The organism is Sorangium sp. KYC3313, assembly GCF_052075895.1.
In the GTDB taxonomy this organism is placed as follows: domain Bacteria; phylum Myxococcota_A; class Polyangia; order Polyangiales; family Polyangiaceae; genus Sorangium; species Sorangium cellulosum_B.
This window is the reverse complement of the sequence record NZ_CP197255.1, coordinates 1,903,380-1,929,812: the sequence shown is the minus strand read 5'-3', so window position 1 is coordinate 1,929,812 and position 26,433 is coordinate 1,903,380. Positions and strand designations below refer to the sequence as shown.

The window sequence follows — 26,433 nt, the reverse complement described above, 5'->3', positions numbered from 1 at the left end:
GAGTAATGTTAGGTGCTCAAGCCCGGACAGGACGATGTGACGCGTCCGTCAGGGCGGTGTGCTCAGCGTGCACCGGACTGCCTCAGCCTCGTTGCGCCCGCGCCCGGACGCGACCATGACCATCGCCATGCCGGAACCAGTCCCAGCAAATCGCACCGGCGTGATGCGACGGTTGCGCCCGTTCTCCGCGCTCATCTCGGAAATCGCGCCGCTCGATCTCCGGCTCGTCGGGCGCACGATCCTGCATGCCGTGCTCGTCGGGGCCATCGCGGGCCTGGTCGCCGTGCTCTTCTTCGGCGCCCTCGAGCTCCTCGAGGAGCTGCTCCTCGGCCGCCTCGCCGGCTACGCGCGGCTTCGAGCCCACGGCGAGGCGATCTTCAGCGGCGACGGCTCCGAGCACCGGAGCGTCCGGCTCTGGTTGCTGCTGGTGATCCCGGCGCTCGGAGCGCTGGCCGGGGGCATCCTCACCTGGCGCGTCGCCCCCGAGGCCGCGGGCGGCGGCGGAGACGCGATGATCGAGGCCTTCCACCACCACGGCGGCCGGATGCGCAAGCGGGTCGCGTGGGTCAAGGCGATCGCGTCGATCCTCACGCTCGGCTCGGGCGGCGCCGGCGGTCGCGAGGGGCCGACGATGCAGATCGGAGGAGCGCTCGGCTCGCTCGTGGGGCGTGGGCTCGCGGTCGGCCGGCGCGAGCATCGCATCCTGATGCTGGCGGGGGTCGCGGCCGGGATGTCCGCCATCTTCCGCACGCCGCTCGGCGCCGCGCTGCTCGCCGTCGAGGTGCTCTACCGCGACGACTTCGAGGCGGAGGCGCTGATCCCGGCGCTGCTCGCCAGCGTCGTCTCCTACTCGGTCTTCATCTCGTTCTTCGGCGAATCGACGCTCTTCGCGCACGCGCCCAAGTATGCGTTCATCCCGTCGCACCTCCCGCTCTATGCGCTGCTCGCGCTGCTCTTGGCCTTCGTCGCGATCGGCTTCCTGAAGTGCCTCGGCGGCGTGAAGGCGCTCGCGGCGCGCTTGCCGGTCCCCCCCTGGGCGCGCCCAGGGCTCGGCGGGCTCGCGCTGGGGCTCTTCTGCGTGCCCGTCCTCTGGTTCGTCGGCCACAGGATCGAGAGCCCCGGGCAAGGGCTCGGGCTGCTCGGCGGCGGCTACGGCGCGGTCCAGGTCGCGATCACCGGCGCGCCGTGGCTCCACCCGGACTGGCGCGGCGTGGAGCTCATGCTCCTGCTCTGCGCCGCCAAGATCGTCGCCTCGTCGCTCACGCTCGGCAGCGGCGGGTGCGCCGGCGACTTCGCGCCATCGCTCGTCATCGGCGGGCTCTTCGGCGGCGCGTTCGGGCGCGCGGCGGCGCTGCTCTTCAACGATCCGCGCATCGATCCGGGCGCCTTCGCGCTCGTGGGCATGGGCACCTTCTACGGCGGCGTCGCGCACGTGCCGGTGAGCTCCCTCGTGATGGTCTGCGAGCTCGCCGGCAGCTACGACCTCCTGGTCCCCCTGATGCTCGCCGAGGGCGTCGCCTTCGTCGCGCTGCGGAAGCACTCGCTCTACCACGCGCAGCTCCCGACCCAGCGCGAGTCTCCCGCGCACCCGGTGCCGACGCTCGACGTGCTCAAGACCATCCGTGTACGGCAGATCATGATCGAGGAGCGCACGCTGGTGACGTTCGCGCCGGGGACGCCTGCCCGCGAGATGCTCCGGCAAGCCGCCGACGCGAGCTGGCAGGAGGTCTTCCCGGTGCTCGATACGGCGCGCAAGATGGTCGGCATGATCACCGGCGAATCGCTCCGCATCGTCGCGGTGGAGCACGACCTCGAGCGGATGACCGTGGCGGCCGACGCGATGCAACCGCCGGTGGCCGTGACGGTCGCCGACGATCTGCGGACGGCGATCGAGGCGATGGTGGCGCACGGCGTCCGCGAGCTCCCGGTCGTCGACGGCGAGGGCGCGATCGTCGGGTTCGTGGACGAGGCCGACATTGGAAAGGCCTATCTGGAGGCGACCACGAGGCCCGCGCGCGCAGACGAAACACCGATCCTGCTCGGCTGAGCCTCCGGTGCAGGAGCCGCCGCGCCCGCCCAGACGCTGGGCGTGATCCCGGGGCTGCTCGATCATTGGCTCGCGAAGGTCGGGTACACGCGACAGCAGACCGATGAGCCCCTGGACCCGAATCGCCTCGACAACCTGTGGGCACCCGTGCCGTGGAACTTCGGAGCACGCGGCCCGTTCGACCGGCGCGCCAAGGCCTCGATCCCGGAGCTCTGGTTCGACATCCATCGCTGGTCGCTCGGCGCCGTAGCGCTGTGCGCAGCGGCCATCGCCGGGGCCTCCGCGCGGCGCGCAGCGGCCCAGCGCAGCGCCCCCTGGCGGCGCCTCCTCACGTGAGGCCGGCGCAGCACGTGCAGGTCCGAGCGCGCGTGAGCGCGACGAAGCCTCACCACAGGACGGGAGAATCATGCAGATGCCGACACCAGGACCCGAGGAACGTGAACGGTTTGCACAGCCGGAGCGCCAGATACCGCCGCTGTCAGGCGCGCGGCGCATACCAGAGCAGGAGAAGGCGGCGCCAAAGGTCGTGCTCGGTGGCTCGCTCGCCGAGGTGCTGTGCGGCGCGGCGACGATCGTCCTCGCCATCATCGGGCTGACGGGGATCATCCCGGGAGAGCTCACCTCGATCGCCACGATCGTCTTCGGCGCCGCGCTGATCGCGCACGGCGGCGCGATCGCCTCGCGCTTCGGCGCGCTGACCCGCGCCACGCCGCCCGTCGAGTGGGACACGCGCGGCAAGCTCGGAGGCGGTCTGGGCGCGGAGCTCGTCTGCGGCGCGGCCGGCGTCGTGCTCGGCATCCTCGCGCTCCTCGGCCTCGCCCCCATGACGCTGACCTCGATCGCGGTGATCGTCTTCGGCGGCGCGCTGCTGCTCGGCGGCGGCGCGACGGCGGACCTCGGCGCGCTCGACACTCACGGCGCGCACCAGCACCTCGCCTACGTCGCTCGTCAGGCGTCGATCGCCGCCGCCGGCCTGCAGTCGCTCGTCGGCGCCGCCGCGGTCGTGCTCGGCATCCTCGCGCTGGTCGGCATCTATCCCATGGTGCTCACGTTCGTCGCCCTCCTCGAGCTGGGGTCGGCCGTCGTCGTGAGCGGAACCGCCGTCTCGGGGCGGGCGGCGGCGGCGCTCCGGCGCTGAGCCGGGCGGCGCTCGCCTTCAAGGCACCTCACCGCTCGCCGCCTACCTGGTCGGGCGGCGGTGACCCTTGAGCTGGGTCCCCCGGCCGCAGGCGGCACGCTCAGTGCTTGCTCCGCCGGGACCGAGCCGAAGGAGGTGGGGACGTGACGGAGGTGCTCGAGCGCGGCGAGATCTACTTCCTCTATCGGCCGAATTCCTCTATCGGCCGAAGGTCGAGCGGGAGCTCGGTGACGTCGAGGGAATGGACGACGTCCAGCGGCTCTTTGCCGTGCCGCGGCCGGACGACAAGGACCTCTACCGGCTGATCGTGATCGGGCAGAAGCAGCTCCCGGACATCCATGCTCCGCAAGGCAGGGCCCGCCGGAGCAAGGACCTCCGGATGGATTGCGGCAATCGCCGGGCAACGCCGCTGTTCGCAGGGGAATGGGTCTGATGATCGCTGCGTAACGCAGGACGACGCGGAAGGAGTCGAAGCATGCACCAGACACGCAACAGCGTGACGAGCCCGTGGGGCGAGCGGACGCCGTACTTCGGCGAGCACCAGTGGCCGGCACGGGTCGACGCGCAGACGGACGAGGAGCCGGAGCGGTGGGTCCAGTCCTGCTGCGTGCTGTGCACGAATGGATGCGGGCTCGATATCGGCGTCAAGGGGAACAGGATCGTCGGCGTCCGTGGCCGGGCAGAGGACGTCGTCAACCGCGGCCGGCTGGGCCCGAAGGGATTGAACGGCTGGGTCGCCAACAACAGCCCCGACCGGCTGACCCGGCCGCTGATCCGCACCGGCAAGAAGCCGGGCAACACGTTCCGCGAGGCCACGTGGGACGAGGCGATGGAGCTCCTGACCCGCCGGTGCAAGGACGTGGTCGCCCGGTACACGCCCGGCGCGGTCGCCATTTACAACAGCGGACAGCTGTTTCTCGAGGACTATTACACGCTCAGCGTCATCGCCCAAGCCGGGCTCCGCACGAACCACATCGATGGGAACACGCGGCTGTGCACCGCCACGGCTGGCAGCTCCCTCCGCGAGACGTTCGGCCGCGACGGGCAGCCGTCGAGCTACCGGGACTTCGACGTCGCCGATTGCATCCTGCACGTCGGCCACAACATCGCGGCGACACAGGCGGTGTCGTGGATGCACATCCTCGACCGCCGCCGGGGTCCGAACCCGCCCAGGCTCGTCGTCATCGACCCGCGGACGACCGACACCGCCCGGGAGGCCGACGTCCACTTGGCCCTGCGCGTCGGCACGAACGTGGCGCTGCTGAACGGGCTCATGCACCTGATCATCCAGCACGGGCATGTGGACCAGGCGTTCGTCGACGCGCACACGGTCGGGTTCGCGGCGCTGCGGGAGAAGGTCGCGGCGTACCCGCCCCGGCGCGTGGCCGAGATCACCGGCGTCCCCGTGGATCAGCTGAACGCCGCGGCGCACCTGCTCGGGACGAGCGAGCGGCTCTTGGCCACCGCGCTCCAGGGCATCTACCAGGCGCACGAGGCCACGGCCGCGGCGTGCCAGGTCAACAACCTCGTCCTGATCCGCGGCATGATCGGCAAACCCGGCTGCGGCGTGATCCAGTCGAACGGCCAGCCGACCGCCCAGAACACCCGCGAGACCGGCGCAGACGGCGAGTTCACCGCGTTCCGCAACATGGAGAACCCGGCGCACGTGGCCGACCTCGCGCGCGTGTGGAACGTCGAGCCGGACGTGATCCCCACCTTCGCGCCCCACACCCATTGCACCCAGCTGTTCCGGCTGGCCGAGCAGGGGTCGATCCGGATGCTCTGGATCATCGCCACGAACCCGGCGGTCTCGATGCCCAACCTGCCCCGCATCCGCAAGACGCTGGCGAAGGAGGATCTCTTCGTCGTCGTTCAGGACGTCTTTCCGACCGAGACAACGCGGTTCGCGGACCTGGTGCTGCCGAGCGCGATGTGGGGGGAGAAGACCGGCACGTTCACGAACACCGATCGGACGGTGCACATCTCGTACAAGGCCGTCGACCCGCCGGGCGAGGCGCGGCCGGACATGGATATCTTCATCGATTTCGCCCGGCGCATGGGCTTCACGGACAGGGACGGTCAACCGCTCATCAAGTGGGACACGCCCGAGGGCGCGTTCGACGCGTGGCGCGCGTGCACCAAGGGGCAGAACTGCGACTACTCCGGCCTGACGTATGCCAAGCTCACTGGCGGCTCCGGCATCCAGTGGCCGGTGAACGACGAGCACCCGGACGGGACCGAGCGGCAGTACACGGATCTGCGCTTCCCGACCGGCGTCGACGAGTGCGGGAGCTATGGGCACGACATCGAGACCGGCGCGGCGGTCACGCGCGAGCAGTACGCGGCCAACGACCCGGCGGGCCGCGCGATCCTCAAGGCTGCTGACTGGTTTGCTCCGCCGGAGTCGCCCGACGACGAGTATCCGTTCTGGTTGACGACCGGGCGGCTCATCTACCATTTCCACACGAGGACGAAGACCGGCCGGTCCCCGGCGCTGCAGGCGGCGGCCCCGGACGTGTTCGTGCAGATGAGCGCCGAGGACGCCGCGCGCATGGACGTGAGCGAGGGCGAGATGGTCGACGTCATCACCCGCCGTGGCCGGGTGCGCGGGGCGGCGAGGCTCGGGGATATCCTCCCGGGGCACGTGTTCATCCCGTTTCACTACGGGTACTGGGACGAGGAGGGGACCGACGGGGCGGAGCCGGACGGGCGGCCGCGGGCCGCGAACGAGCTGACGATGACGACCTGGGACCCGGTGAGCAAGCAGCCGGCCGTGAAGTTCGCTGCGGCCAAACTGCAGAAGGTGAGCGCCGCCCGCACCGCGGTCGCGAAGGTCGCCGGCGTGGCGGAGCGGGTCGTCGAGCGGGCTGGCGCCGCGGCCTCGGCGATCGCGTCGGCGATCACGCGCCCTTCCGGCGACGCGCCCGAGCGACAGCGCCTGGCCGACTACCTCGGCCTGCTCCGGCTGGCCCACGAGCGGTTCATCGTGGCGTGTGACGCCGCGTCCGAGCACGCGCTGAACGAAGGCGAGCTGTCGATGGGGCTCTCGCGGCTCCAGGAGATCTCGCGGCAGTCGCTTTCGTGGCTGGAGCCGGCGGCGCGGCCGTACAACCCGGCCCCGCCGGCCGGCGACGCGAACGAGCTCGGCTCCTTGCCGGAGAAGATCCGCCTGAACCGGGCAAGGGAAGGCCACCTCGGGCAGCTCCGGGGGCTGCACGAGCTGTACGTGCTCGCGGCCGACCTGCACATCACGCTCGTCGCCGTGAAGAAGACGGCCATGATGCTGCTCGATCGCGCGCTCATGGCGAGCTGCGACAGGATCGAGGAGAACACCCATCGTCAGCAGGCGTGGCTCCTGACGCAGGTGGGCGCGCATGCGCCGCAGATCCTGGGCGTCCCGCTCTGACGGCAGGAGGGATGATCCCGGACCAAGGCGCGGGCGAGCGCTGGCCGATGATGAACCGCACCGCACCCAGACCCAGGCTCCACGCCGCGCGCGCTCGCCTCGCCAGGTTACCGGAGGCCGTCTGGGCTCCGCTCGCCGGGGCGGCGCTCATGGCGCTCCCTGCGGCCGTCGGGCTCGTGATGGGCAAGCCGTGGCTATTCCCGAGCCTCGGGCCGACCGTGTTCGTTCATGTGACCACGCCGCGGAGCCCGGGCGCGCGGCTCTACAACACGCTCGTCGGCCACCTGCTCGGTATCGTGGCTGCCGCCGCGGCCGTGGCCGTGCTCGGCGCCGCGGCCGAGCCGTCCGTGATGGGCTCCGGACACCTGCTGTGGCGCCGCGCGTGGGCGTCCGTCCTCGCCGTGGCCCTGACGTTGCTCTCGCAGGAGCTGCTCAAGGCCCAGCACGCGCCGGCCGCGGCGACCACGATGCTCATCACGCTCGGCGGGTTCAGGGCGGACTGGTCCGACGTCGCGACGATCACCGTCGGCGTGCTGCTCGTCGCGCTCCCGGGCGAGCTCGCGCGGCGGGCGCGTATCCCGTCTTCGCGCGGGCCTTGATGCGGCCGGGCTGGCTCATCGACCGAACACCTTGCGCAGGGCCGTCTGGGGGAGCTCACCTTTCGGCTCCAAGAGCCGCAGGTGAGCTCGACCCAGGGACCGCTTGCCTACCGCGCTCGCGTGGTGAAGAGGGACGTGATGGAGTCCAGGATATCCTGGATCGACAGGTCAGGAGGCGGCTTGTCCGGGTTGTCGAGGGCCCTGTCCACGTAGTGCCCGAGGTACTCGGTCGTAACGAGCGCCGTGATCGCGTTCGTCACCGCGCCGGCCAGCGGGATCAGCCCCAGGGTCAAGCCGATCATGAGACGAAGGGCGCCGCCGCCCCAGATGAGCTGGTGGACCTGGGACCACGCCGGCTTCGAGAGGGACGTGCCTCGCTCCTTCGCGAGCGACGCCGCGAGCAGGTACTGGATCGGAATGACGAACAGCTGGTCCGAACCCGGGAGCGGCTGGACGATGAAGCTGATCCCGGCGGCGCCGGCCGAGAATGCGTGGGTGGTGAGCCGTGCGCCGAGCTTCATGAAGGAAGCTTAACGCCCGCTCGGCTGTCGAGAAGTGCCTCACGCCGCTCGTCCGGGCGCGGGGATGAGGGAGCGATGTCCCGCGTCTCCCGCTTTTCACAGCGCGCCGCGCTCTCCATCCTCACATCTTCTCTTTGATGCCTCTCCGGGGGAGCCACCAGTTCACCGAACGACGTCTGCACGGTTTGCCCGCCGTGCGAGCTCGCGCGGACCGCGGCATCTCGCTGCTCTTTGACGACCGCGCGCATGTCAGCGCCAGCAGGCGTCCGCCCGGCGGATGACGCGCAGCCAGTCCGTCGCGTTCCGGGTCGCGGCCGCGCGGGCCTTGGGGGAGGCCCCGGGTCGGCTCGCCATCGAGAGCTGGTGCCCGAGCGCGCCCGCGAGCACGTTGGAGGCCGCCGCGAACCAGTAGGCATCGCGCAGGGGCCGGGTGAGCACGGGGGCGAGGCCGCGCGCGACGAGGTAGCCGCTCGAGCACCTGGGCGGTGGGCGCGCTGTCGGTCCAGGGCCAGCGGTGCGCCGGCACGATCTGTTCGAGGTAGAGGAGCCAGCGCCGACGCCCGAGACGCTGCGCTCCGAGCAGCTCGGGCGAGAAGCTCCGCGCGACGGAGGTCGCGAGGCGCCGGTAAACAGCCGCCTCACGCGCCGTCACGCCCCGCACGAGCTTCGCCACGAGCGCGATACGGCGCCGCGGCCAGCTCACAATCCACACTGCACCTCGAATTGCGCTCCACCGATCCAGAGCAGGATCAGAGACCCAGCCGCAACAGGGCCCCCGGCCAAGCTGCAGCAGGGCGCCCGGCCAGTCCGCGGCAGGGCACCGGCACCGGCCCAATCCGCGATGATCGCCGTGAGCGGATCCCTCGCGCGACTGGCCTCAGCGAGCGACCGCGGCGGCGTCCGCTGGAGCTCGGGGGTCCATCGGGGCGCCGGCATCGGCCGGCGCGGGCTCCGGCGGTGCGCACGGAGACGTCGAGACGACCGCCCGCCACCGCGCGCCCTCACGGACGTGCACCCGATCGGTGCGGAGCGCCGGCAGGGACCGGAGCGCCTCGAGCGTCGCTTCGATCTCCTCGTTCTCCTCGTTCGGCTTTTCCCTCGGACTCTGGGGGACCTTCTGGGGCACCTCGACGCATCCGTACAGCTCTTCGATGTCCTCCACCCAGGCGAGCGCGGACCGCGCTTCCTCGATCCAGGAGCGTCCGCCTGCCGGCTCGGCCGCGATGAGCTCGGGCGAGATGGCGCGATCGTGCACCGCGATCTCCGCGCCGAGATCCCGCGAGATCGCGCGCCCGAGCAGGTCAGCCGCCGCGGCGCCGAGCTCTGGCCCGACATGGACGGCTTCCAGCAGGACCGGCTCGTTCTCCGGGAACCGGAGCCGCCACGTGACGAGCGGCCCGGCCGCGTGGGGCCACGATCCCGCGAGCGACGCGGTGAGCTCCTCTCGCAGCTGCACGAGATCGGGCCCCCTGCGCACCATGTCGATGGGGGCGGGCGGCGCCCTGACCGACGCCGCCACCTCCTCCAGCGCGCTGGCGTCGGGGACGGCGATCACGTCGACCTTGGGCGTCATGCCCGCGACGGCGGTGATCCTGTCGCGCAGGTCGTGCTCGAGCTTCTCCGCATCGCCCGCTCGCCCGAGCGTCACCAGGCGCACGGCGACGCTACCATGGTCGACGGTGACGCTCGACCGCACCGTGCTCTGCGGCAGCGCGTCCAGCATGCGCTGGATCGCCGTGCGGACACGCACCTGCCACGACACCCGCGCGAGCGCCTCCCGGAGCGGGAAGTACACGGCGCCGAGGAGCGCGAGCGGCATCAGGACGCGGAAGATCCACCCGTGGCGGAGCTCGAAGAAGACCTGGAACGCGCGCGCCGCACGGCGGATGGCCCCCGGCTTCTGCTTCGCGAGCTCCGCGTGCTCGAGCTTCGCGGTGCTGACAGCGCCGTAGCCGAGGAGCAGGAAGCAGAGGATGGCGAACAGGAGGATCGCGCAGAGGTTCGCCGTGAAGAGCAGCGCGGCGCCGCTCGCGATGTTCTTCATCCGCGTGCCGATCCCGTACCCGATCACGCACAACGGGGGCACCAGCGCGATGCCGATGGCGGTCCCTGCGGCCGTCGAGGTCGTGTCCGAGCCGGGTCTCACCGTGGTGTAGGCGGCCGAGATCGCGCAGAAGATCGCGATGAGCAGGTCGAGCACGGTCGGCGAGGTGCGCGCCGCGATCTCCGCCGTCACCTCGTAGAACGGCAGCACCAAGGTCAGGAGCGCGGCGCTGGTCACCACGGCGATGACGCTGGAGGTGACGCGGGCGAAGGAGCGCAGCGCCAGGAAAGGCGAGCCGATCGCGAGGCCCATCCCGAGCTCGACGATGGGCCCCATGAGCGGCGAGATCAGCATCGCGCCGATGACGACCGCCCCGCTGCCGAGGACGAGCCCGAGCGAGGCGATGCCCATGGCGAGGAAGAGCTGGAGCCAGTAGCCCGCTGCCCCCCTGGCGCTCCGCTCCAGCATGCTCCGGACGATGGCCTCGCGACCCTCAGGTTCGATGCCGAACGCGGCTGCGATGCGGTCCTGCAGGGCCACCGGGATGGCCCCCCCGGGCGGCTCCTCGAGCGGCGGCTCACGGCTGGGGTGCTGATCCATGGCCGGGCTTATCACGCGCCGCTCCGCCGCGCTCTTCTTGGAAAGCGCGGGCGCCTTCGGACGACGCCGCGTCCGACCCTCTCGTGCACGAGCCGCCGAAAGTCCGTGTACGCGCCGGCCATCTCCCGCGTGGGCACGGCGAGCTGGAGGGAGCGGACCTCGTCCCGCAGCCTCGGCTCGCGCTCGAGAAACCGCTCGATCGCGAGCAGGCGGCGCCGGCATGGAGGGGTCGTCCGCGTCGGACCAGGTCGAGGTCATGGACCTGCAAGGGCGCGCTCACTGGATCCGGAGATCGATCGTCATGTCCTTTCCCCCCCGCTGGAGGGAAATCGCGAGGTTGTTCGCCGAGCGCAGCCGGGCGTAGGCTTGAAGCGCGCTCTGGGGGTCGGTCATGTCGAAGCCGTTGATCGAGCGGATCGTGTCCCCCTTGCGCAGGCCGACCGCGGTCAGCAGCGAGTTGGGCGCGACGCGGGTGAGGCGGACGCCGATCACGCGTTCCCCCTCCCGCGCTGGCACGATCCGCGCGGAGCGCATGAGCTCCCCCTGCTTCTCCAGAACCAGCTCGATCGCCGTCCGGTCGACCACGAACTCGCGGTCGCTCACCTTCCGGATCTTCGACGCGATCTCCGGCGGGAGCGCGCCGCGCTTCGGCCGCGGCGCCGCGGGCGGCGGCGCGGGGGGCGCGCGCGGCGCGCCCCGGTTGTCGCCGATGCGGACCTGACACCGCGCCCCCGGCTCGGCGAGCCAGACGCGATCCCAGCCGATCGCGACGACGGAGCGGCCCTCGATGACGTCGCCCTCACGGCGCAGGAGCGGCTCCCCTCGCCCGGCCGCGATCGTGGCGAAGGACCAGGAGGGATCCTCCGAGGCGGCGATCAAGAGGACGCGCGCGCCCTCACAGATCGGATCCAACAGAGGATCGGCGCCCACGGCGGAGGCCTCGTCCTCCTGCTGGCTGGCGGGCTTCGGCGTGAGGGGCCCTGTCACCGAGTCGAACGGGTTCCGCGCCAGGATGGCTGTCGCGCTGGTCGTATGATCGCCGTCGTCCAGGAGAGGCCGCGGCTGCGGCCGCGGTTGCGGCCGCGGCTGCGGAAGTCCGGACAGCCACGCTTCTTCCACGAGGTACGAGATCCCGGAGGCCTGCTGGTACGCAGCCGTCATGATCATCCCGCCGAGGATTACCGGGAGAGTTCGCTTGATGAGGAGTTCCGGAATCACCGTCGCCTTCCAGAGCGGGCGTGCACGCGAGCGTCGGTGCGCCCCGCAGCCCGCCAGCAATCGTCGCCAGCACGCGTTGACGGAGCACGGAGGCCCCTTCTGGCGGCCGTCGCGCGCCGGGGCTCTCGCGCCCGAGAGCCGCGTGCCCGTGCTGGAGCAGCATCCGTGCCCAGCTGGCTCGGGAGTTGCTGCCCGCCCATGCATGAAGAAAAGGACGGACGCCGCCCCGCTCCCCCTGCTCGCCGCGCTCGCCGCCATGGCCGGTTCTGCGGCGGCGGGCTGCGCTCCGGAGCCACGCGGCGCGCCCTGCGCCGACGACAGCGAGTGTCAGCGCCCCGTCGAGGGGCTCGCGTACTGCATCAACTCCCGCGGCGTCGAGTGCGTCTCGAGCTCGTTATGCAGCCCGGGGGACCGGTGCATCGAGGGTCGATGCGTGCCCCGGTGCCGGGACACGCGCGACTGCCGGTCCGACCAGCTCTGCCGCGAGGGCGCCTGCGAGGCCCGATGAGATGCGACATCGTGTCGCCTCTGGGACAATGGATCGCATGAACGCGCAAAGCCACGAGAGACGGAGCGCGATGGGGCTGACGCTCCAGCTCTGGCTCATGCTCCTCGTGCCGATCGTCCTGGCCGTAGCGCTCTACGGGGCGGTGATCCACACGACGCGGCACCAGTTCCTCCGCCGGCAGGCATCGGCCGAGCTGCGCCACCACGCGAGCCTGGTCGAGGCGGCGATCGGCGGGGCCGTCGAGCGCGGCCAGGTCGAGCTGCTCAAGCAGCGCATCGAGCGGCTCGCGCAGGCCGAGCGCATCCTCGGGATCGCGGCGTTCGACGAGCGCGGGGGCCCGATCCTCGTGACGGATCCCATCGCCGGCGAGTCGGCCGAGCTCGCGGCGCTCGCGCGCAGGGCGCTCGCGACGGGCGAGGAGATCGAGGAGGAGCGGATGCTCGGCGGAGGGCGGGCGCTCGTCCGCACGGTCACGTTCTCGCAGCGGGGTCTGTCGGTCGTCGCCGTCGTCGTCCGGGAGCTCCGCTACCTGGACGCCTTCGCGCGGAGCTCGAACCGGGGCCTGGCGCTCGCCGGCGCCGCGCTGCTCGGCGCCGTGGCGTTGATCGCCGCGTTCGCGAGCCGGGCCACGGTCGGGCGCCCGGCGGGCGCGATCGTGGCGGGCGTCGAGCGGGTGGCGCGCGGGGAGCTCGAGGTGACGGTGCCCGAGGCGGGCGCCGAGGAGCTCCGGCGGCTCGCGCGGGCGTTCAACGCGATGACGGCCTCGCTCACCGAGGCGCGCGCCCGCCTGGAGCAGGAGCAGGCCGCCCGCGCCGCCGCCGAGCGGAAGCTGCAGCAGGCGCACGCGCTGTCGGCCGTCGGGCAGGTGGTCGCCTCGATCGGCCACGAGATCGGCAGCCCGCTCAGCGTCATCCTGGCGCGCGCCCGCCGCCTCGCCGATCAGCCCGGGTGGCCCGAGCCGGCCCGCGGCGAGCTGGAGACGATCGCGACGCAATCCGAGCGCATCTCCCGCGTGGTGGCGCGGCTGCTCTCGGTCGCCCGGCCGCCGAGGCTCCTCGGTCGCGGGAGCGACGTGGCCCAGGTCGCGCGCGAGGTGCTCGCGTTCCTCGGGCCGGAGTGCCGGCAGCGCGGCGTCGCGACCCGGATCGAGCACGACGGGGCGCCGCTGCACGTGGTGCTCGACGCGGACCACCTGTTCCAGGTGGCGTTCAACCTGTGCCTGAATGCGGCGCAGGCGCAGCCTCGCGGGGGCGAGATCACGGTGCGGCTCCAGACCGTCGACGCCCGCAAGGCGGCCCTCGAGGTCGAGGACCGCGGGCCCGGGGTCCCTCGCGAGGTCGCCGAGCACGTCTTCGAGGCGTTCTTCACGTCGAAGGGCGATCGCGGCGGCACCGGCCTCGGGCTGGCGATCGTCGAGGGGATCGTGCGCGAGGCGGGCGGCTCGGTCGAGCTCGCCCCGACGGACCACGGCGGCGCCTGCTTCCGCGTCACCCTGCCGCGCGCCGTGTCCGCGCCGCTGCCCGCGCGCGCGGAGGCTCGAGCGTGAGCGCCCGCGCGAAGGTGCTCATCGTCGACGATGAGCTCGAGATGGTGAAGCTCGTGGCCGACATCGCCCGCGACATGGGCCATGAGCCGGCGACGCTGACCGCGCCGCTGCTCGCGCTCCCGCTGCTCGAAGAGCGGGAGTTCGACCTCGTCGTGACCGACGTGCGCATGCCCGAGATGGACGGGATCGAGCTCATCGAGCGGATCGCGCGCTTCGATCCCCGGACGGCGATCATCGCCATGACCGCGTTCGGCTCGATCGACACCGCGGTCCGCGCCATGCGCGCCGGCGCGTTCGACTACCTGCCGAAGCCGTTCCAGCCCGCGGACATGGCGCTCCGCATGGAGCGGGCGCTCGGGCAGCGGGCGATGACGGTCGAGCTGACCGACCTCCGCTCGGAGGTCGCGCAGCGGTTCTCGATCGCGGGGATGGTCGGGCGCAGCCGGGCGATCGAGGAGGTGATCGCGCTCGTGCGGCGCGTGACCGACAGCCGCGCGACGGTCCTCGTGAGCGGCCCGAGCGGGAGCGGCAAGGAGCTCGTGGCGCGCGCGCTCCACGGCGAGAGCCGGCGTCGCGGGAGGAAGTTCGTGGCGGTCAACTGCGCGGCGATCCCGGAGTCGCTCATCGAGGCGGAGCTCTTCGGGGTGCGCAAGGGCGCCTACACGGACGCGCGCAGCGACCGGCCCGGGATGTTCCAGGAGGCCGACGGAGGGACGTTGTTCCTCGACGAGGTGGGCGAGCTCGCGCTCCCGCTCCAGGCGAAGCTCCTGCGGGCGCTCCAGGAGCGGGAGGTCCGCCCGGTCGGCGCGGCGTCGTCGGAGCCCGTCGACGTGCGCGTCATCGCGGCGACGAACCGCGACCTGCGCGCGGCGGTCGCCGAGCGCAGCTTCCGCGAGGACCTCTTCTACCGGCTCGCGGTGATCGAGATCGCGATCCCGTCGCTCAAGCACCGCACGGACGACATCCTGCCGCTGGCCGAGCACTTCCTGGCCCGGGCGGCCGCGCACGCGGGCAAGCCGATCGCCGGGTTCTCGGGCGCGGCGGTGAAGCGCCTGCTCGCGCACGACTGGCCCGGCAACGTCCGCGAGCTGGAGAACGCGATCGAGCGGGCGGTGGCGCTCTGCGACGGCGCGCGGATCTCCCCGGACGACCTCCCCGAGGGCGTGCGCGCGCGGCGAGGCGCGCCGGATTTCCTCGACACCGCGGCGGATCGGCTGATGACGCTCGACGAGCTCCAGCGCGAGTACGCGCAGGTCGTCCTGCGGCGCGTGGGCGGCAAGAAGCAGCGGGCGGCGGCCCTGCTCGGCGTCGATCGGCGGACGCTCCAGCGCTGGTTCGGCGGGGGGAGCGACGGCGAGCAGGGGCCCTGAGGGCCGGGCGCGGGCCTGGATCGGGCCGCGCTGCTCGGCCGCTTCGCCAGCAGGCCAGGGCGCTGCCAGCGCAGGAGGGGCGGCAGCTGCAGAGCCGCGCTCGTGCTCGCGGCGGCGGTCGACACGGCGGGCGAGGGGTGACGCCGTGGAGGGCGGGCTCGCAGCGGCTCGTCACATTCCCTGACAGCTCGTTGGGACCCGTGCCGATCGCAATGCCCGGTCCGCAATGCATGACCTTTAAGCAGCAGGTATTGCAGGACTCCTTCCTTTGAAGCGCGCTATCGCGTTGCCCGCCTTCGCCGCGCCGGTAGCTCGTGCACACCAACGACATGTGACCAGCCGATTCGGCCATCGTGCCGCCTTCACCGTCGCCACAGCCACCATGACCGCACGGACGGATGTTCCGCGGCGTCGACCTGGCTCGACGGACGCGCTGCCCTGCGATAGCAATTGAGCTACCCCGGGGATCACGTCGCCCGGGCGGCGCGACATGAGCGTAAGGGCGCGCACGCGGAGCACGGCTCTCGGACACGACGCCGCGCTCCGCGCGTGCGGGGGAGGTGGGAGCCTATGTTGAGCGGTGCTGATGTCTCGGTGCACCAGGGAAATATCCAGTGGGACGCGTTCGCCTCACGGCTCGATTTCGTCTTCATCCGGGCGACGTACGGGACGGAGGGGGTCGACAGGAAGTTCGCAATCAACCGGGCCGAGGCCGCGCGCTGCGGGCTCCTCCGGGGGTACTACCACTATGCGTTGCCGCGCCTCGACGCCGCCGCGCAGGCGCAGAAGCTATGCAGCGCGGTCGGCGACCTCGAGCCCGGGGAGCTCGACATCGTGCTCGACCTCGAGGAGACGCAGCATGCGGGCAATAGCGGCCATGTCTGGACGTCGCAGGACACCCTGGTTCTTCAGGTGTGGACCCGTCGCTTCGTCCAGGAGGTGAAGTCGCGCTACCCGGGCCGCTCGGTCATCCTCTATACCCGCCACAACTTCTGGCACGATCACCTCGGCGGCAGCTCCGAGTTCGTCGACTGCCCGCTCTGGATCGCGAACTATACCTACGGCCTCGACTCGGTGCGGGCGAGGCCGCCGGCCAACCCGAAGGAATGGGCGGACTGGGCGCACAGGAAGCCGCTCAGGTCCTGGGACCCCTGGTCTGCGTGGTCGTTCTGGCAGATCACCGCCAAGGCCGTGATGCCGGGCATCCGGACCAACACGGTGGACGCCAACCTGTTCAATGGAACGGTGAGCGATCTGCGGCGCCTCGCCCGGCTCGAGGCCGGGTCCGTGACGTCCGAGCCGCTGCCCACGGCCGACGCGCTCTGCCAGAAGCTGCTCTCGCAGGCGGACGACAGATACATCTTCGGGCACGAGGTGCGCCTGACCGATCCCAACCCCTCCGCGTTCGATTGCTCCGAGCTCATCGAGTGGGGCTGCGCCCAGCTCGCCGTCGAGCCCACGATGCCTGACGGCTCCTGGATGCAGGCGCGCCACGTGAAGGCGGCGCGGCTGCTCATGCCGGTGGACACGGCGATCGCGACCCGCGGCGCCCTCCTGTTCCGCTTCTCGGCGGACCCGTTCACGGGCGGGCGCCCCGAGCACGCCCACGTGGCCATGAGCCTGGGCGACGGCCGCACCATCGAGGCGCGCGACACCGCGCATGGCGTCGGCGTGTTCCCGGCGCTGGACCGCGGCTGGACGCACGCGGGCCGGATCCCGGGCCTCGACTACGGCGCCGCGCCGCCGGGCGGCGGGCTCGCGCGCGGCGCCAAGGGGCCCGAGGTGAAGGCCTGGCAACAGCACCTGTCGATGTGGCGCGCCGGGCTCCTGCCGCGGTTCGGCGCGGACGGCGACTTCGGCGCGGAGACCGAGGCGGCCACGCGGATCTTCCAGCAGGAGATGGGGTTGCCCGTGACCGGCGCGGTCGGGCCCGAGACGCGCGACGCCATGCAGCGCGCGCTGCCGCGCCCGCCCTGCGCGCTCGAGCTGCCGCGCGCGCTGGGCCGAGCGCTCCTGGGCGTCGTCGGCCAGGGGGCGGCCGCGGGAGGCGCGGCGCGCGCCGCAGGGCCGCAGGCGGAGCTCCAGGGAGCGGCGGGCGGGTCGGCGGCGATGGCGACGCCGGGCCACGACGCGGCAGGCGCCCGCAGCTACACGTTCGCGGAGAGCGGCTTCCGGTTCACGGTGACCGCCACCCCCGAGCCGGTCGCGGCGGCTCGGGCGAACGACGCCGGGGGCGCCGTGGCGTTCTTCGCGTCGAGCCAGGCGCAGCCCGGGTCCGCGCGGCTGGCGCCCGTGTTCGACGGGACGGGCCTCGACTGGCTGCCGCCGCGTGATCCGGGCGCGCTCACCGGCACGAGGTTCTACGAGCAGGTCCGGGGCCTGTCGCTCGCGGCGCGGGAGGAGCTCTTCCTCCAGGAGGTGCTGCGGGGGAACGTGCCCAGCTTCCTGCGCCGCTTCCATCGCGTGACGGTCGAGGCGCCCGACGGAAAGCGGGGCGTCGTGTACGTGTGCGCCGACTACCTGGCGATCGGCCCGGACACCGATTTCCTGCGCATGCCGCTCACCGGCGTCACCGCCCAGCGCGTCGCGGATGCGTGCGGCTGCGTGCTGCCGACGAAGAAGCTCGTGAAGGACGTCTATGCCGCCTCGCGAAAGCAGACGGCCATCCCGTTCGATCCCCGGGACGGCACCAAGGTGGAGCGCTTTCGTGAGCACCACCTGGCCATCGAGCAGCGCCGGGTCGGCGAGCTCGGCGAGCTGCTCGCGGGACACAAGAAGGACGTCGTGGTGACCAACCGGCTGCACCACCACGCGCGCCGGCTGGCGATCTTCGGCTTCTACAAGGCGGACGGCAAGCCGTGGCAGCCGCTGGACACGTCGCTCCGGCGGCGGCTGCCGCACGAGGACACCTACGTCGACTACAGCCACGGGGTGCGGCTGATCGGCGGCCTGATGGCCCTCGGGTCGGAGCAGCGCTGCGTGGCCGACGTCCTGCTCGACCCGGCGCTGTGCGGCCTCGTGAGCGACGAGGGGATCATCAGCGTTCCGAGGTACGAAGTGCACCCGCTCGGGTGACCCATGCGGTCGTTTGGCCGCGGCCGAGCCTCGGGGTGAGGGGAGGGGTGAGGGGAGGGGTGGGGCTCGGCTACACTCCGCCGGTAGCAGGAGGAGTCCCCGCGATGGAGCTGAGACGCACGAAGGCCATGGGCGGTCACGGCAGCCTGATCGACGCGCTCGCGTCGGTCAGCGAGGCGGAGCTGCTCGACGCGGTCGTCGCGCTCGCGAGGCCGCGGCACATGTTCCGCCAGCGCGCGGAGAACCGCCGCGCGGCGCAGTACGTCGCCGCGGCGCTGGAGGAGCGGGGCTACGCCGTCGAGATCGAGGGCGAGCTCGGGAACGTGGTCGCGACGCCTCGGGCCGCGGTCGATCGCCCGATGATCCTCGTCGGGGCGCACTACGACAGCGTGCCCGACACGCCCGGCGCCGACGACAACGCGAGCGGGATCGCCGCGATGCTCGCCTGCGCCAGGGCGCTCTCGCGCTTCGAGCCGGCCCCGCCGGTGGGCTTCGTGGCCTGGAACGGCGAGGAGGACGGGCTGCTCGGCAGCGTCGAGTTCGTGGCGCGCCATCGCTCGCAGGGCGGAGGGCCGATCGCCGCCGTGCACGTGCTCGAGATGGTCGGCTACGCGAGCCACGAGCCGGGATCCCAGCGGATGCCGGTCCCGGTCCCCGGCGCGCCGGACGTCGGCGACTTCATCGGGCTGCTCACGAACCAGCGCTCGAACCACCTCGTGGAGCTCGCCGCGAAGCAGGCAGAGGTGATGGTGCCCGAGCTGCCGGTCGTGGGCCTCAAGGTCTACCTCGGCCTCGAAGACTGGCTCCCCGTGCTCCACCGGAGCGATCACTCGCCGTTCTGGAAGGCGAAGATCCCCGCCATGCTCTGGACCGACACGGCCGAGTTCCGCAACCCGAACTACCACCGCCCGACGGACACCCCCGAGACGCTCGACTACGGCTTCATGCGCCGCGTGACGCAGCTCATCCTCGCGACGGTGATGCGGCAAGTCCGGAACGGCTAGAACATCGATCACGTTGAAACCCGGAGAATTTTCACAGGGAGGCAAGAGATGGGGAGGAAGAAGAAATAAATTTCTCCCTCTTGCCGTCTCTCGCTCCCCGCCTCCCCGCCTCCCTGTGAAGTTCCTGCTTTTTCTCGTGGTTTCAACCCGTTTGTCGCTCTAGAGCGGGGTGCAGGTCCGAGGTGCACGCGGCTTGCATCCCCGTGGCGGGAGGGCAGCAAGGATGCGACCCTGCGGACTCGACCTTCGAGAGCGCATCGTCAAGGCGTACGAGAACGGGGAAGGATCGGTACGCGACCTGGCCGAGCAGTTCGAAGTCGCACCGAAAACCGTGCAGTCCTATCTCACGCTCTACCGGACGACCGGCAGCGTTGCGCCGCGCCCTCGCGCCAACGGGCCGCGACCGAAGATCGACGGGCAAGCCCTGGATGACCTGAGGTCGCTCGTGGCGACGTCCTCCGATGCGACCCTGGACGATTTGGCTGACCAGCTCGCGCGCCGTGATCACATCGTAGCCAGCCGCCATACCGTCGGCCGGGCGTTGCGGCGGCTGAACATCACCCGGAAAAAAAAGCGCTCCACGCAGCCGAGCGCGACACGGAGGATGTGAGAGCGGCTCGCCGGGCCTTCGCGAAGAAGCTCGCTCGACTCGATCCACAAAAGCTGATTTTTATTGACGAATTTGGGACCAATCTGGGCATGACGCGGAGGCACGCATGGGCGCAACGGGGAGTCCGTGCCCACGGTGCGGTGCCGATCAACACCGACCCCACGATCACGCTCACGATCGGGCTGGCCTTCGATCGTGTCGTCGCTCCCTTCGCGTTCGAGGGCACGATGGACGGCGTAGCCTTCCGCGCGTACGTCGAGGGGCAGCTCGTGCCCGCGCTGAGGCCAGGCCAGGTCGTCATCGCGGACAACCTCGGGTCACACCGCACGCGGGGCGTTCGCGAAGCGATCGAAGGCGCTGGCGCGAAGTTGATGTACCTGCCGCCCTACTCCCCGGACTTTTCACCGGTCGAGAATTGTGGTTCCAAGATCAAAGAGTCGATCCGAGCGGATGCACCTCGAACGCCCTCAGCCGTCTACAAGTCGATGGGGCACGCGATCGGAGCGATCACTCCGACGGACGCACGCGGCTGGTTCAACCACTGCGGGTACTGTATCCCTCGGACCTGCTCCCCGCTCTAGTAGGAGAACCCGATGGTCATCGAGCTGACCCCGAGCTTCGAGGTGGTCGACGCGCGCTTCCGCAAGCTCGCGCTCCCGCACGTGCACGTCGACAAGCTGTACACCGGCTGCCGCTGGGCGGAGGGGCCGGCGTGGTTCCCAGCGGGGCGCTACCTCGTCTGGTCGGACATCCCGAACGACCGCATGATGCGCTGGGACGAGACCGACGGCTCGGTCTCGGTGTTCCGGCAGCCCGCGATGAACGCCAACGGCCACACGGTCGACCTGCAGGGCCGCCTCGTGTCCTGCGAGCACCGCGGCCGCTGCATCTCGCGCACCGAGCACGACGGCTCGCGCACGGTGCTCGCGTCGCACTTCGCGGGCAAGCGGCTGAACTCGCCGAACGACGTTGTCGTGAAGTCCGACGGCAGCGTCTGGTTCAGCGACCCGAGCTACGGCATCGACAGCGACTACGAAGGCGACGCGTCGCCGAGCGAGCAGGGCGCGCAGCGCGTCTATCGCCTCGACCCGGTCTCCGGTGCACTCACGGTCGTCGCGGACGACTTCGTGCAGCCCAACGGCCTCGCCTTCTCGCCGGACGAGTCGCTGCTGTACATCGCCGACACCGGCGTGACGCACGTGAAGGGCGGCCCGCGCCACGTGCGCAAGTTCCGCGTCGACGCGAAGGGCACGCTGACCGGCGGCGAGGTGTTCGCGACCTGCCCGGTCGGCGTGTACGACGGCTTCCGCGTCGACGTGCACGGCAACCTGTGGCTGTCGGCCGGCGACGGCGTGCACTGCCACGCGAGCGACGGCGCGCTCCTCGGCAAGGTGCTGATCCCCGAGACGGTGTCCAACGTCTGCTTCGGCGGCGCCAAGCGCAACCGCCTGTTCATCTGCGGCACGACCTCGCTGTACGCCGTCTACCTGAACACCCGCGGCTAGAGCGACGGTCACCCGCTTCGGATACGGGCCCACCTCGACGTTTTCGGTGCTCAGCGCACCTTCGTTCGCTTCCGCGCCGAAAACGCCGATCTGGGCCCGTCTCCTGTGCGGGAGACCGTCGCTCTGCTCGGCAGGGTGCAGAGGGGGGCGGAAACCGCTGTTAGAGCGGGGCGCCCCAAGGCGTCCTGGAACGGGTCATCGTCCCTCCTGATGTTGTCGGCCGTAGACGAGCAGCATGGCGATGATCACGGCGCCGTAGATGATCTGGCGGCCGGCCTCGGGCATCTGCAGCACGCTGAGCATGCTCTGGAGCAGCACGATCAGGATGGTGCCGAGGACGGTACCGAGGTACGTCCCGCGCCCGCCCATGATGTTGGTTCCGCCGATCACCACCGCGGCGATGGCCGGCATGAGGTAGTCGTTGCCCATGGCCTGGTAGGCCTTGTGCGAAAAACCCGCCAGCAGCATACCGGTCATGGCGGAGCACACGCCGCACATCACGAAGGCGCCGATCAGCACGAAGTGCGTTCGGACGCCCGAGAGGTAGACGGCCTGCTCCTGGTTGCCCACGGCATAGATGTAGCGACCGAGCGCGGTCTTCTTCAGCACGAAGGTGGCGACGCCGCCGACCAGGATCCAGACGAACAGCGAGTTCGGGATGGAGAGCGTCCTGCCCACGGCCAGGACCTCCATCCACGCCGGCGCCTCGCTGCGCGGCGCGAAGCCGCCGGTGTAGAGCACCATCAGCCCCTGAAGCACCGTGTTCGTGCCCAGCGTGAAGATCATCGAGGGCACGCGCAGATAGGCGACGCCGAGCCCGTTCACCAGACCCGCGGCGGCGCCGACGGCCAGGCCGCAGGGCAACGCGGCCCAGCCGCCTATCCCTGCGGCCAGCATGGCGCTCGAGGTGAGCACCCACGGCAGCGAGAGATCGATGTGACCGAGCAGGATCACGTACATCATGCCCGTGGCGGCCACGCCCAGGAAGGCCGCGATCTGCAGCTGTTGCAGGATGTAGTACGGGCTCAGGAAGCTCAGCGTGCCCTGGGTGACCAGCGTGCCGATCGAGCCGCTCACGAGGACGACGCCGATCGACAGCAGCGCGTACCAGGTCGGCTTGTCGATCTCGCCGAGACGGCTCTTGAGGGAGAGGGGCTGTTGCATCGAGCTCACCTGAAGACCTGCAGCCGGTTCTTGACGCGGATGACCCAGAGCGCGCCGAGGCAGACGGCCGCGAGCAGGATGAGGCCCTCGAACAGCGGCTGGTAGAGCGGGTTGGCGAGGAGGCCAAGCGCCGAGCCCTCGTCGAAGACGCGGAAGTTGAAGGCGACGGAGCGGAGCACCAGCGCGCCGAAGAGCGATCCTATGGCGCCGCCGATCCCTCCGTACAGCGAGGTGCCCCCGATCACGACGCTGGCGATGGAGTTCAGCGTGTACGAGCCGGCTTGCGGGATGTCGGCGTTGCCCGACGTCGTCTGCAGCGCGAGGTAGAGGCCGCCGACGCTGGCGAAGAACCCCGACAGCGTGTACGCGGCCAGCTTGACGCGCTTGATGCGGACGCCCGACATGTACGCTGCCTCCTGCGACGCGCCGACGGCGTAAGCGCCGAGGCCGTAGCGGGTGCGGCGGTAGTAGGTCCAGAGCAGCGCGAGCAGCGCCATCCAGACCGCGGGCGACGGGATCTTGCCGACGAAGCCCAGCGCGCCGTCGAGGGGGGCGGCGCCCGCGACCTGCAGCAGCTCGTTGAGATCGAAGGTGGCCGCGAACGCCAGATCGCCGTCGACCTGGCCGCCGGGCGTCGGTCTCAGGAACAGCGCGACGCCGAGGAAGATCGTGCCCGAGGCCAGGGTGGCGATGATCGGTTGCAGGCGGCCATAGACCACGAGGCAACCGTTGAGCAGGCCCGCCGCCATGCCCACGGCCAGGCACAGCAGGATGCCCAGGAACATCGTGAGCGCGCTGCCGGCGAGGACGTGCGAGGCCACGCAGTTGACGAGCGTGATCACCGCGCCCACGGACAGATCCAGGCCGCCGGTCAGCACGGGGATCGTCTGGGCCATGGCCGCCGCCACCAGCACGAACGACTCGTTGGCGTTCTGCCCCACCAGCGGCGCGCTGAAGCCCTTGGGATGAGACGCCGAGTAGAGCCCGTAGAACACGATGCACAGACCGACGGCCACGAGCAGGCCCTGGTTCTGGCGCAGGCGGAGCTTCCAGTCGTTCATCGTGCCTCCGATGGCGCGCGTTCGTCTTCGCGCCTCGCGCGCTCAGGCCCGCCGCGCAGACCGAGGGCCAGGTCCAGGATGTTCTTTTCGGTGATGTCGGGCCCCACGAGCTCGCCCTGCACACGGTTCTGGTAAAGGACGAGCACGCGGTCACAGCAGCCGATCAGCTCGTCGTAGTCCGTGGTGTAGAAGAGGATGGACGTGCCGGCGTCCGCCAGCTCGCGGAGCAGCTGGTAGATCTCCTGCTTCGTGCCGACGTCGATGCCGCGGGTGGGATCGTTGAGCATCAGCAGCCGCGGCTCCGTCATCAGCCACTTGGCCAGCACGACCTTCTGCTGGTTGCCCCCGGACAGCGACGACACCGGGTGGTCGAGCGAGCCGATCTTGATCTGGATGCGGCGCACCACCTCGTCGATGCGCGCGGCCTCGCGCCGGCGGTCGATCACCACGCCGCGCGTGAACTTGTCGAGCGACGCCAGCGACAGGTTCGTGGCGATGGCCATCGGCAACATCAGGCCTTCGGTCTTCCTGTCTTCAGGCACGAGGGCGATGCCGTGCGCGCGGTCCTTGGCCTTTCGCGGGCTCGTCAGCTTGACCGGCTTGCCGTCGATCTTGATCTCGCCGCGCACATCCCTGAGCACACCGAACAAGCCGAGCAACAGCTCGCGCTGGCCCTGGCCGTCGAGCCCGCCGATGCCGAGGATCTCGCCCTTGCCGAGCTTGAACGACACGTCCTCGAGCTGCCGCTCCCAGCTCAGGCCGCTCACCTCGAGCAGCGTCGCCGGGAAGCTGCGCGCCGCCGGCTTCGGCGGGAAGACGTGACCCATGTCACGGCCGATCATGAGCTCCACGATCTGGTCGTCGCTGCGCTGGCCCTTGGCGAAGGTCTCGATGTGCCGACCGTTGCGGAAGACCGACATCACGTCCGCGAGCTCCTTGATCTCGTGCATGCGGTGCGAGATGTAGAGCATGCCGACGCCCTGCGCCTTGAGCTCGGCCAGGAGCTCGTAGACCTTCTTGACGTCGCTGTGGGTCAGCGCGGAGGTGGCCTCGTCCAGGATCAGCAGCCGCGGGTCCTTGCCGAGCGCCTTCGCGATCTCGACCATCTGGCGGCGCGAGAGCGGCAGGTCGCTCACCCAGGCGTTCGGGTTCACGCCCTCGCAGCCGACGCGCGCCAGGAGCTCCTCGGCCCTGCGGACCTGCGCCTTGCGATCGAAGAGCCCCAGGCGGCCCGTCGGCATGGTGATGCCGATGTTCTCGGCCACCGTCAGCGTCGGCATCAGGGACAGCTCCTGAAAGACGCAGACGATCCCGGCGGCGTTCGCCTCGATCGGGTGGTCGAACCGGACCGGCTTGCCGCGGAGCAAGAGCTCCCCGGCGCTCGGCTTGACCACGCCGCCGATGATCTTGATGAGGGTGCTCTTGCCCGCGCCGTTCTCGCCGAGGATCGCGTGCACCTTCCCCGGCTCGCAGGCGAAGTCGACGCCGCTCAGGGCGGTGACCCCGCCGTAGTGCTTGGAGACGGCCCGGAGCTCGAGAAGCGGAGGGCTCACCGGTTCGATCATGATGCTGGGGCGCCCGCGGGGCGCGACTTCATGTCTATTTGCTGGGGCGCCCGCGGGGCGCGACTTCATGTCTATTTGACGTGTCTTTGACGTGTCTTTGACGTCTACTTCACGTCGGATTCCGACTCGTTCATGATCTTCACGCCCGAGATGTTGACCCCGCAGGGCGGGAACTCGTTGGGCGTGAAGAAGTTGTCGGAGAGCTGGGAGAAGAAGCTCTCGCCGTCCTTCAGCGTCGTGTGATCGGCGGCGGGGATCGGCACGGAGATCATCTGCGGCATCACCTTGCCCTGCAGGCCCTCGAGCGCCGCCTTCATCGCGATGGCCGCGAGCCCCGGCGACTGGCCGAGCGACAGGCCCTTCATGCCCTGTTCGTGGTGCTTCGCGATCAGCTTGCGCACGCCGTTCTCGGCCTCCGTGGCGACCGGGATCGGCTTGTGTCCGGCGTCGAGCAGCGCGCGGACGGCGCCCGTCGAGCCGCCCTGCGCGAAGAGCGCGTCGAACTGGCGGTGCACGGCCAGCGCGTCGGCCACCGCCTTCTGCGCCTTGCCGTCGTCCCAGCTGCCCACCACCTCCACGATGGTGTAGCTCTTCCCCGGCGCTTCCATGACCTGGCGGAAGCCGACGTGGCGGTCGCGATCGACGGAGTTGCCCTGCAGGCCGCGGACCTCGAGCACCTTGCCCTTCCCGCCGAGCTGCTTGTCGAGGAACTCGCCCCACTGGCGCCCCATCGCCAGCTGGTCCTCGTTGACCTGCATCACCTTGTCCGTGTCGAGCACGTTGTCGAACGGGACCAGGATGACGTCCTTCTTGTCGGCGAGCCGGATCACGCGATCGAAGCCGTCGGGGCTGACGGCGAGCGTGACGATGCCGTCGAAGCCCTGGTTGATGAAGTCCTCGATCGCGCCGAGCTGGGCCGCGACGTCGGTGCCGGTCGACACGACCTTGAACTCCTTGATCAGCGGCGCGATGGCCGGATCCTTGGCGAAGGCCTTGGCCGTCTTGACCATCTGGATGCGCCAGGCGTTGCCGACGTAGCCGTTGACGAGCGCGAGGCGGAACGGCGGCTTTCGCGCCGTCCACTGCAGATACTTGGTGTCCTGCTTCCACGGCGCGAAGCACTCGGGGTTATAGCCGGGCCCTGGCACGACCTTGGGCCCTTGCCCGCTCGGCGCCTGCGCAACCGCGGCGCTGGCCGCGGCGCTGGCGGAGCCCCCTGCAGCCGGAGCGCTGTCGGGCTTGTCTTTGCAAGCAGGCAGACCAGACAGACCCAAGAGCCCGAGCGCGCAGCTCAACACCGCCATTGCGCGCCGCGCCGATCCACGTGACTTCAACTGGCCAATCGACATCGTGCCGCTACCTTTCGAGCAAAGAGACGTGGTCGAATCGAGAGCTCTACGGCCCATCCCACGTCGTCACGTTCTCGCCCTCACGGACCACGAGGGCAATGTC

General features: G+C 70.8%; 22 protein-coding genes. 14 read left to right on the top strand and 8 right to left on the bottom strand.

Annotated features, from left to right (window positions below; all coding sequences use genetic code 11):
* The first annotated feature begins 163 nt into the window (after positions 1-163).
* The 6 genes from ACSRUE_RS07505 to ACSRUE_RS07480 all read left to right on the top strand — a co-directional run bounded on the left by ACSRUE_RS07505 (position 164) and on the right by ACSRUE_RS07480 (position 7,190).
* The gene (locus ACSRUE_RS07505; protein ID WP_441290416.1) at positions 164-2,047 is read left to right on the top strand and encodes a chloride channel protein; all 1,884 of its coding nucleotides are present in this window, start codon (positions 164-166) and stop codon (positions 2,045-2,047) included.
* Positions 2,048-2,089: 42 nt separating this feature from the next.
* Positions 2,090-2,383: a hypothetical protein gene (locus ACSRUE_RS07500; protein ID WP_441290415.1), complete on the top strand. Its 294-nt coding sequence runs from the start codon at positions 2,090-2,092 to the stop codon at positions 2,381-2,383.
* Between the two features lie 76 nt (positions 2,384-2,459).
* On the top strand, positions 2,460-3,185 hold the full coding sequence (locus ACSRUE_RS07495) for a hypothetical protein (protein WP_441290414.1): 726 nt from the start codon (positions 2,460-2,462) through the stop codon (positions 3,183-3,185).
* Between the two features lie 241 nt (positions 3,186-3,426).
* The gene (locus ACSRUE_RS07490; RefSeq protein ID WP_441290413.1) at positions 3,427-3,618 is read left to right on the top strand and encodes a hypothetical protein; all 192 of its coding nucleotides are present in this window, start codon (positions 3,427-3,429) and stop codon (positions 3,616-3,618) included.
* A gap of 42 nt (positions 3,619-3,660) precedes the next feature.
* Positions 3,661-6,591 (top strand): molybdopterin oxidoreductase family protein, encoded by a 2,931-nt coding sequence (locus tag ACSRUE_RS07485; RefSeq protein ID WP_441290412.1) that lies wholly within the window; start codon positions 3,661-3,663, stop codon positions 6,589-6,591.
* Between the two features lie 11 nt (positions 6,592-6,602).
* Positions 6,603-7,190, top strand: a complete 588-nt coding sequence (locus tag ACSRUE_RS07480) for an HPP family protein (RefSeq protein ID WP_441290411.1) — start codon at positions 6,603-6,605, stop codon at positions 7,188-7,190.
* A 107-nt stretch (positions 7,191-7,297) separates the two neighbouring features.
* On the opposite strand, the gene ACSRUE_RS07475 is transcribed toward ACSRUE_RS07480, so the two are convergent.
* The 4 genes from ACSRUE_RS07475 to gspC all read right to left on the bottom strand — a co-directional run bounded on the left by ACSRUE_RS07475 (position 7,298) and on the right by gspC (position 11,522).
* On the bottom strand, positions 7,298-7,711 hold the full coding sequence (locus tag ACSRUE_RS07475) for a hypothetical protein (RefSeq protein WP_441290410.1): 414 nt from the start codon (positions 7,709-7,711) through the stop codon (positions 7,298-7,300).
* A 249-nt stretch (positions 7,712-7,960) separates the two neighbouring features.
* On the bottom strand, positions 7,961-8,149 hold the full coding sequence (locus ACSRUE_RS07470; protein ID WP_441290409.1) for a hypothetical protein: 189 nt from the start codon (positions 8,147-8,149) through the stop codon (positions 7,961-7,963).
* A gap of 439 nt (positions 8,150-8,588) precedes the next feature.
* Positions 8,589-10,355: a DUF389 domain-containing protein gene (locus tag ACSRUE_RS07465; RefSeq protein WP_441290408.1), complete on the bottom strand. Its 1,767-nt coding sequence runs from the start codon at positions 10,353-10,355 to the stop codon at positions 8,589-8,591.
* Positions 10,356-10,631: 276 nt separating this feature from the next.
* The gene (gene gspC / locus ACSRUE_RS07460; protein WP_441290407.1) at positions 10,632-11,522 is read right to left on the bottom strand and encodes a type II secretion system protein GspC; all 891 of its coding nucleotides are present in this window, start codon (positions 11,520-11,522) and stop codon (positions 10,632-10,634) included.
* 253 nt (positions 11,523-11,775) lie between these two features.
* Here gspC and ACSRUE_RS07455 point away from each other — a divergent pair, with 253 nt between their 5' ends.
* The 8 genes from ACSRUE_RS07455 (at position 11,776) to ACSRUE_RS07420 (ending at position 21,191) form a co-directional block, all read left to right on the top strand.
* A complete protein-coding gene (locus ACSRUE_RS07455; RefSeq protein ID WP_437943488.1) occupies positions 11,776-12,081 on the top strand; it encodes a hypothetical protein in 306 nt (101 codons plus the stop codon).
* A 37-nt stretch (positions 12,082-12,118) separates the two neighbouring features.
* Positions 12,119-13,627 (top strand): ATP-binding protein, encoded by a 1,509-nt coding sequence (locus ACSRUE_RS07450; RefSeq protein ID WP_441290406.1) that lies wholly within the window; start codon positions 12,119-12,121, stop codon positions 13,625-13,627.
* Complete coding sequence (locus tag ACSRUE_RS07445; protein ID WP_441290405.1) at positions 13,624-14,997, top strand: sigma-54-dependent transcriptional regulator; 1,374 nt, start codon at positions 13,624-13,626, stop codon at positions 14,995-14,997. Before ACSRUE_RS07450 ends, ACSRUE_RS07445 begins: the two co-directional genes overlap by 4 nt.
* 570 nt (positions 14,998-15,567) lie before the next feature.
* Positions 15,568-18,072 (top strand): GH25 family lysozyme, encoded by a 2,505-nt coding sequence (locus ACSRUE_RS07440; RefSeq protein ID WP_441290404.1) that lies wholly within the window; start codon positions 15,568-15,570, stop codon positions 18,070-18,072.
* A 104-nt stretch (positions 18,073-18,176) separates the two neighbouring features.
* Positions 18,177-19,076, top strand: coding sequence for a M20/M25/M40 family metallo-hydrolase (locus ACSRUE_RS07435; protein ID WP_441290403.1), 900 nt, complete (start codon positions 18,177-18,179; stop codon positions 19,074-19,076).
* Between the two features lie 223 nt (positions 19,077-19,299).
* A complete protein-coding gene (locus tag ACSRUE_RS07430; protein ID WP_441290402.1) occupies positions 19,300-19,686 on the top strand; it encodes a helix-turn-helix domain-containing protein in 387 nt (128 codons plus the stop codon).
* Positions 19,683-20,267 carry a transposase gene (locus ACSRUE_RS07425; protein ID WP_441290401.1) on the top strand — a complete coding sequence of 195 codons (585 nt, stop codon included), beginning with the start codon at positions 19,683-19,685 and terminating at the stop codon, positions 20,265-20,267. Before ACSRUE_RS07430 ends, ACSRUE_RS07425 begins: the two co-directional genes overlap by 4 nt.
* A 12-nt stretch (positions 20,268-20,279) precedes the next feature.
* The gene (locus ACSRUE_RS07420) at positions 20,280-21,191 is read left to right on the top strand and encodes an SMP-30/gluconolactonase/LRE family protein (protein WP_441290400.1); all 912 of its coding nucleotides are present in this window, start codon (positions 20,280-20,282) and stop codon (positions 21,189-21,191) included.
* A gap of 195 nt (positions 21,192-21,386) precedes the next feature.
* Here ACSRUE_RS07420 and ACSRUE_RS07415 read toward each other — a convergent pair whose 3' ends face one another.
* The 4 genes from ACSRUE_RS07415 to ACSRUE_RS07400 all read right to left on the bottom strand — a co-directional run bounded on the left by ACSRUE_RS07415 (position 21,387) and on the right by ACSRUE_RS07400 (position 26,285).
* Positions 21,387-22,355 (bottom strand): ABC transporter permease, encoded by a 969-nt coding sequence (locus ACSRUE_RS07415; RefSeq protein ID WP_441290399.1) that lies wholly within the window; start codon positions 22,353-22,355, stop codon positions 21,387-21,389.
* Between the two features lie 5 nt (positions 22,356-22,360).
* Positions 22,361-23,416 (bottom strand): ABC transporter permease, encoded by a 1,056-nt coding sequence (locus tag ACSRUE_RS07410; protein WP_441290398.1) that lies wholly within the window; start codon positions 23,414-23,416, stop codon positions 22,361-22,363.
* On the bottom strand, positions 23,413-24,981 hold the full coding sequence (locus tag ACSRUE_RS07405) for a sugar ABC transporter ATP-binding protein (RefSeq protein WP_441290397.1): 1,569 nt from the start codon (positions 24,979-24,981) through the stop codon (positions 23,413-23,415). Before ACSRUE_RS07405 ends, ACSRUE_RS07410 begins: the two co-directional genes overlap by 4 nt.
* Before the next feature lie 104 nt (positions 24,982-25,085).
* Positions 25,086-26,285, bottom strand: coding sequence for a sugar ABC transporter substrate-binding protein (locus ACSRUE_RS07400; protein ID WP_441290396.1), 1,200 nt, complete (start codon positions 26,283-26,285; stop codon positions 25,086-25,088).
* Positions 26,286-26,433: the final 148 nt, after the last annotated feature.

Coding starts and splice junctions, on each gene's coding strand:
- ACSRUE_RS07505 (WP_441290416.1), top strand. CDS start 164: ATGCGACGGTTGCGCCCGTTCTCCGCGCTCATCTCGGAAATCGCGCCG.
- ACSRUE_RS07495 (WP_441290414.1), top strand. CDS start 2,460: ATGCCGACACCAGGACCCGAGGAACGTGAACGGTTTGCACAGCCGGAG.
- ACSRUE_RS07490 (WP_441290413.1), top strand. CDS start 3,427: ATGGACGACGTCCAGCGGCTCTTTGCCGTGCCGCGGCCGGACGACAAG.
- ACSRUE_RS07485 (WP_441290412.1), top strand. CDS start 3,661: ATGCACCAGACACGCAACAGCGTGACGAGCCCGTGGGGCGAGCGGACG.
- ACSRUE_RS07480 (WP_441290411.1), top strand. CDS start 6,603: ATGATCCCGGACCAAGGCGCGGGCGAGCGCTGGCCGATGATGAACCGC.
- ACSRUE_RS07475 (WP_441290410.1), bottom strand. CDS start 7,711: ATGAAGCTCGGCGCACGGCTCACCACCCACGCATTCTCGGCCGGCGCC.
- ACSRUE_RS07465 (WP_441290408.1), bottom strand. CDS start 10,355: ATGGATCAGCACCCCAGCCGTGAGCCGCCGCTCGAGGAGCCGCCCGGG.
- gspC (WP_441290407.1), bottom strand. CDS start 11,522: ATGATCATGACGGCTGCGTACCAGCAGGCCTCCGGGATCTCGTACCTC.
- ACSRUE_RS07455 (WP_437943488.1), top strand. CDS start 11,776: ATGAAGAAAAGGACGGACGCCGCCCCGCTCCCCCTGCTCGCCGCGCTC.
- ACSRUE_RS07450 (WP_441290406.1), top strand. CDS start 12,119: ATGAACGCGCAAAGCCACGAGAGACGGAGCGCGATGGGGCTGACGCTC.
- ACSRUE_RS07440 (WP_441290404.1), top strand. CDS start 15,568: ATGTTGAGCGGTGCTGATGTCTCGGTGCACCAGGGAAATATCCAGTGG.
- ACSRUE_RS07435 (WP_441290403.1), top strand. CDS start 18,177: ATGGAGCTGAGACGCACGAAGGCCATGGGCGGTCACGGCAGCCTGATC.
- ACSRUE_RS07430 (WP_441290402.1), top strand. CDS start 19,300: ATGCGACCCTGCGGACTCGACCTTCGAGAGCGCATCGTCAAGGCGTAC.
- ACSRUE_RS07420 (WP_441290400.1), top strand. CDS start 20,280: ATGGTCATCGAGCTGACCCCGAGCTTCGAGGTGGTCGACGCGCGCTTC.
- ACSRUE_RS07415 (WP_441290399.1), bottom strand. CDS start 22,355: ATGCAACAGCCCCTCTCCCTCAAGAGCCGTCTCGGCGAGATCGACAAG.
- ACSRUE_RS07410 (WP_441290398.1), bottom strand. CDS start 23,416: ATGAACGACTGGAAGCTCCGCCTGCGCCAGAACCAGGGCCTGCTCGTG.
- ACSRUE_RS07405 (WP_441290397.1), bottom strand. CDS start 24,981: ATGATCGAACCGGTGAGCCCTCCGCTTCTCGAGCTCCGGGCCGTCTCC.
- ACSRUE_RS07400 (WP_441290396.1), bottom strand. CDS start 26,285: ATGGCGGTGTTGAGCTGCGCGCTCGGGCTCTTGGGTCTGTCTGGTCTG.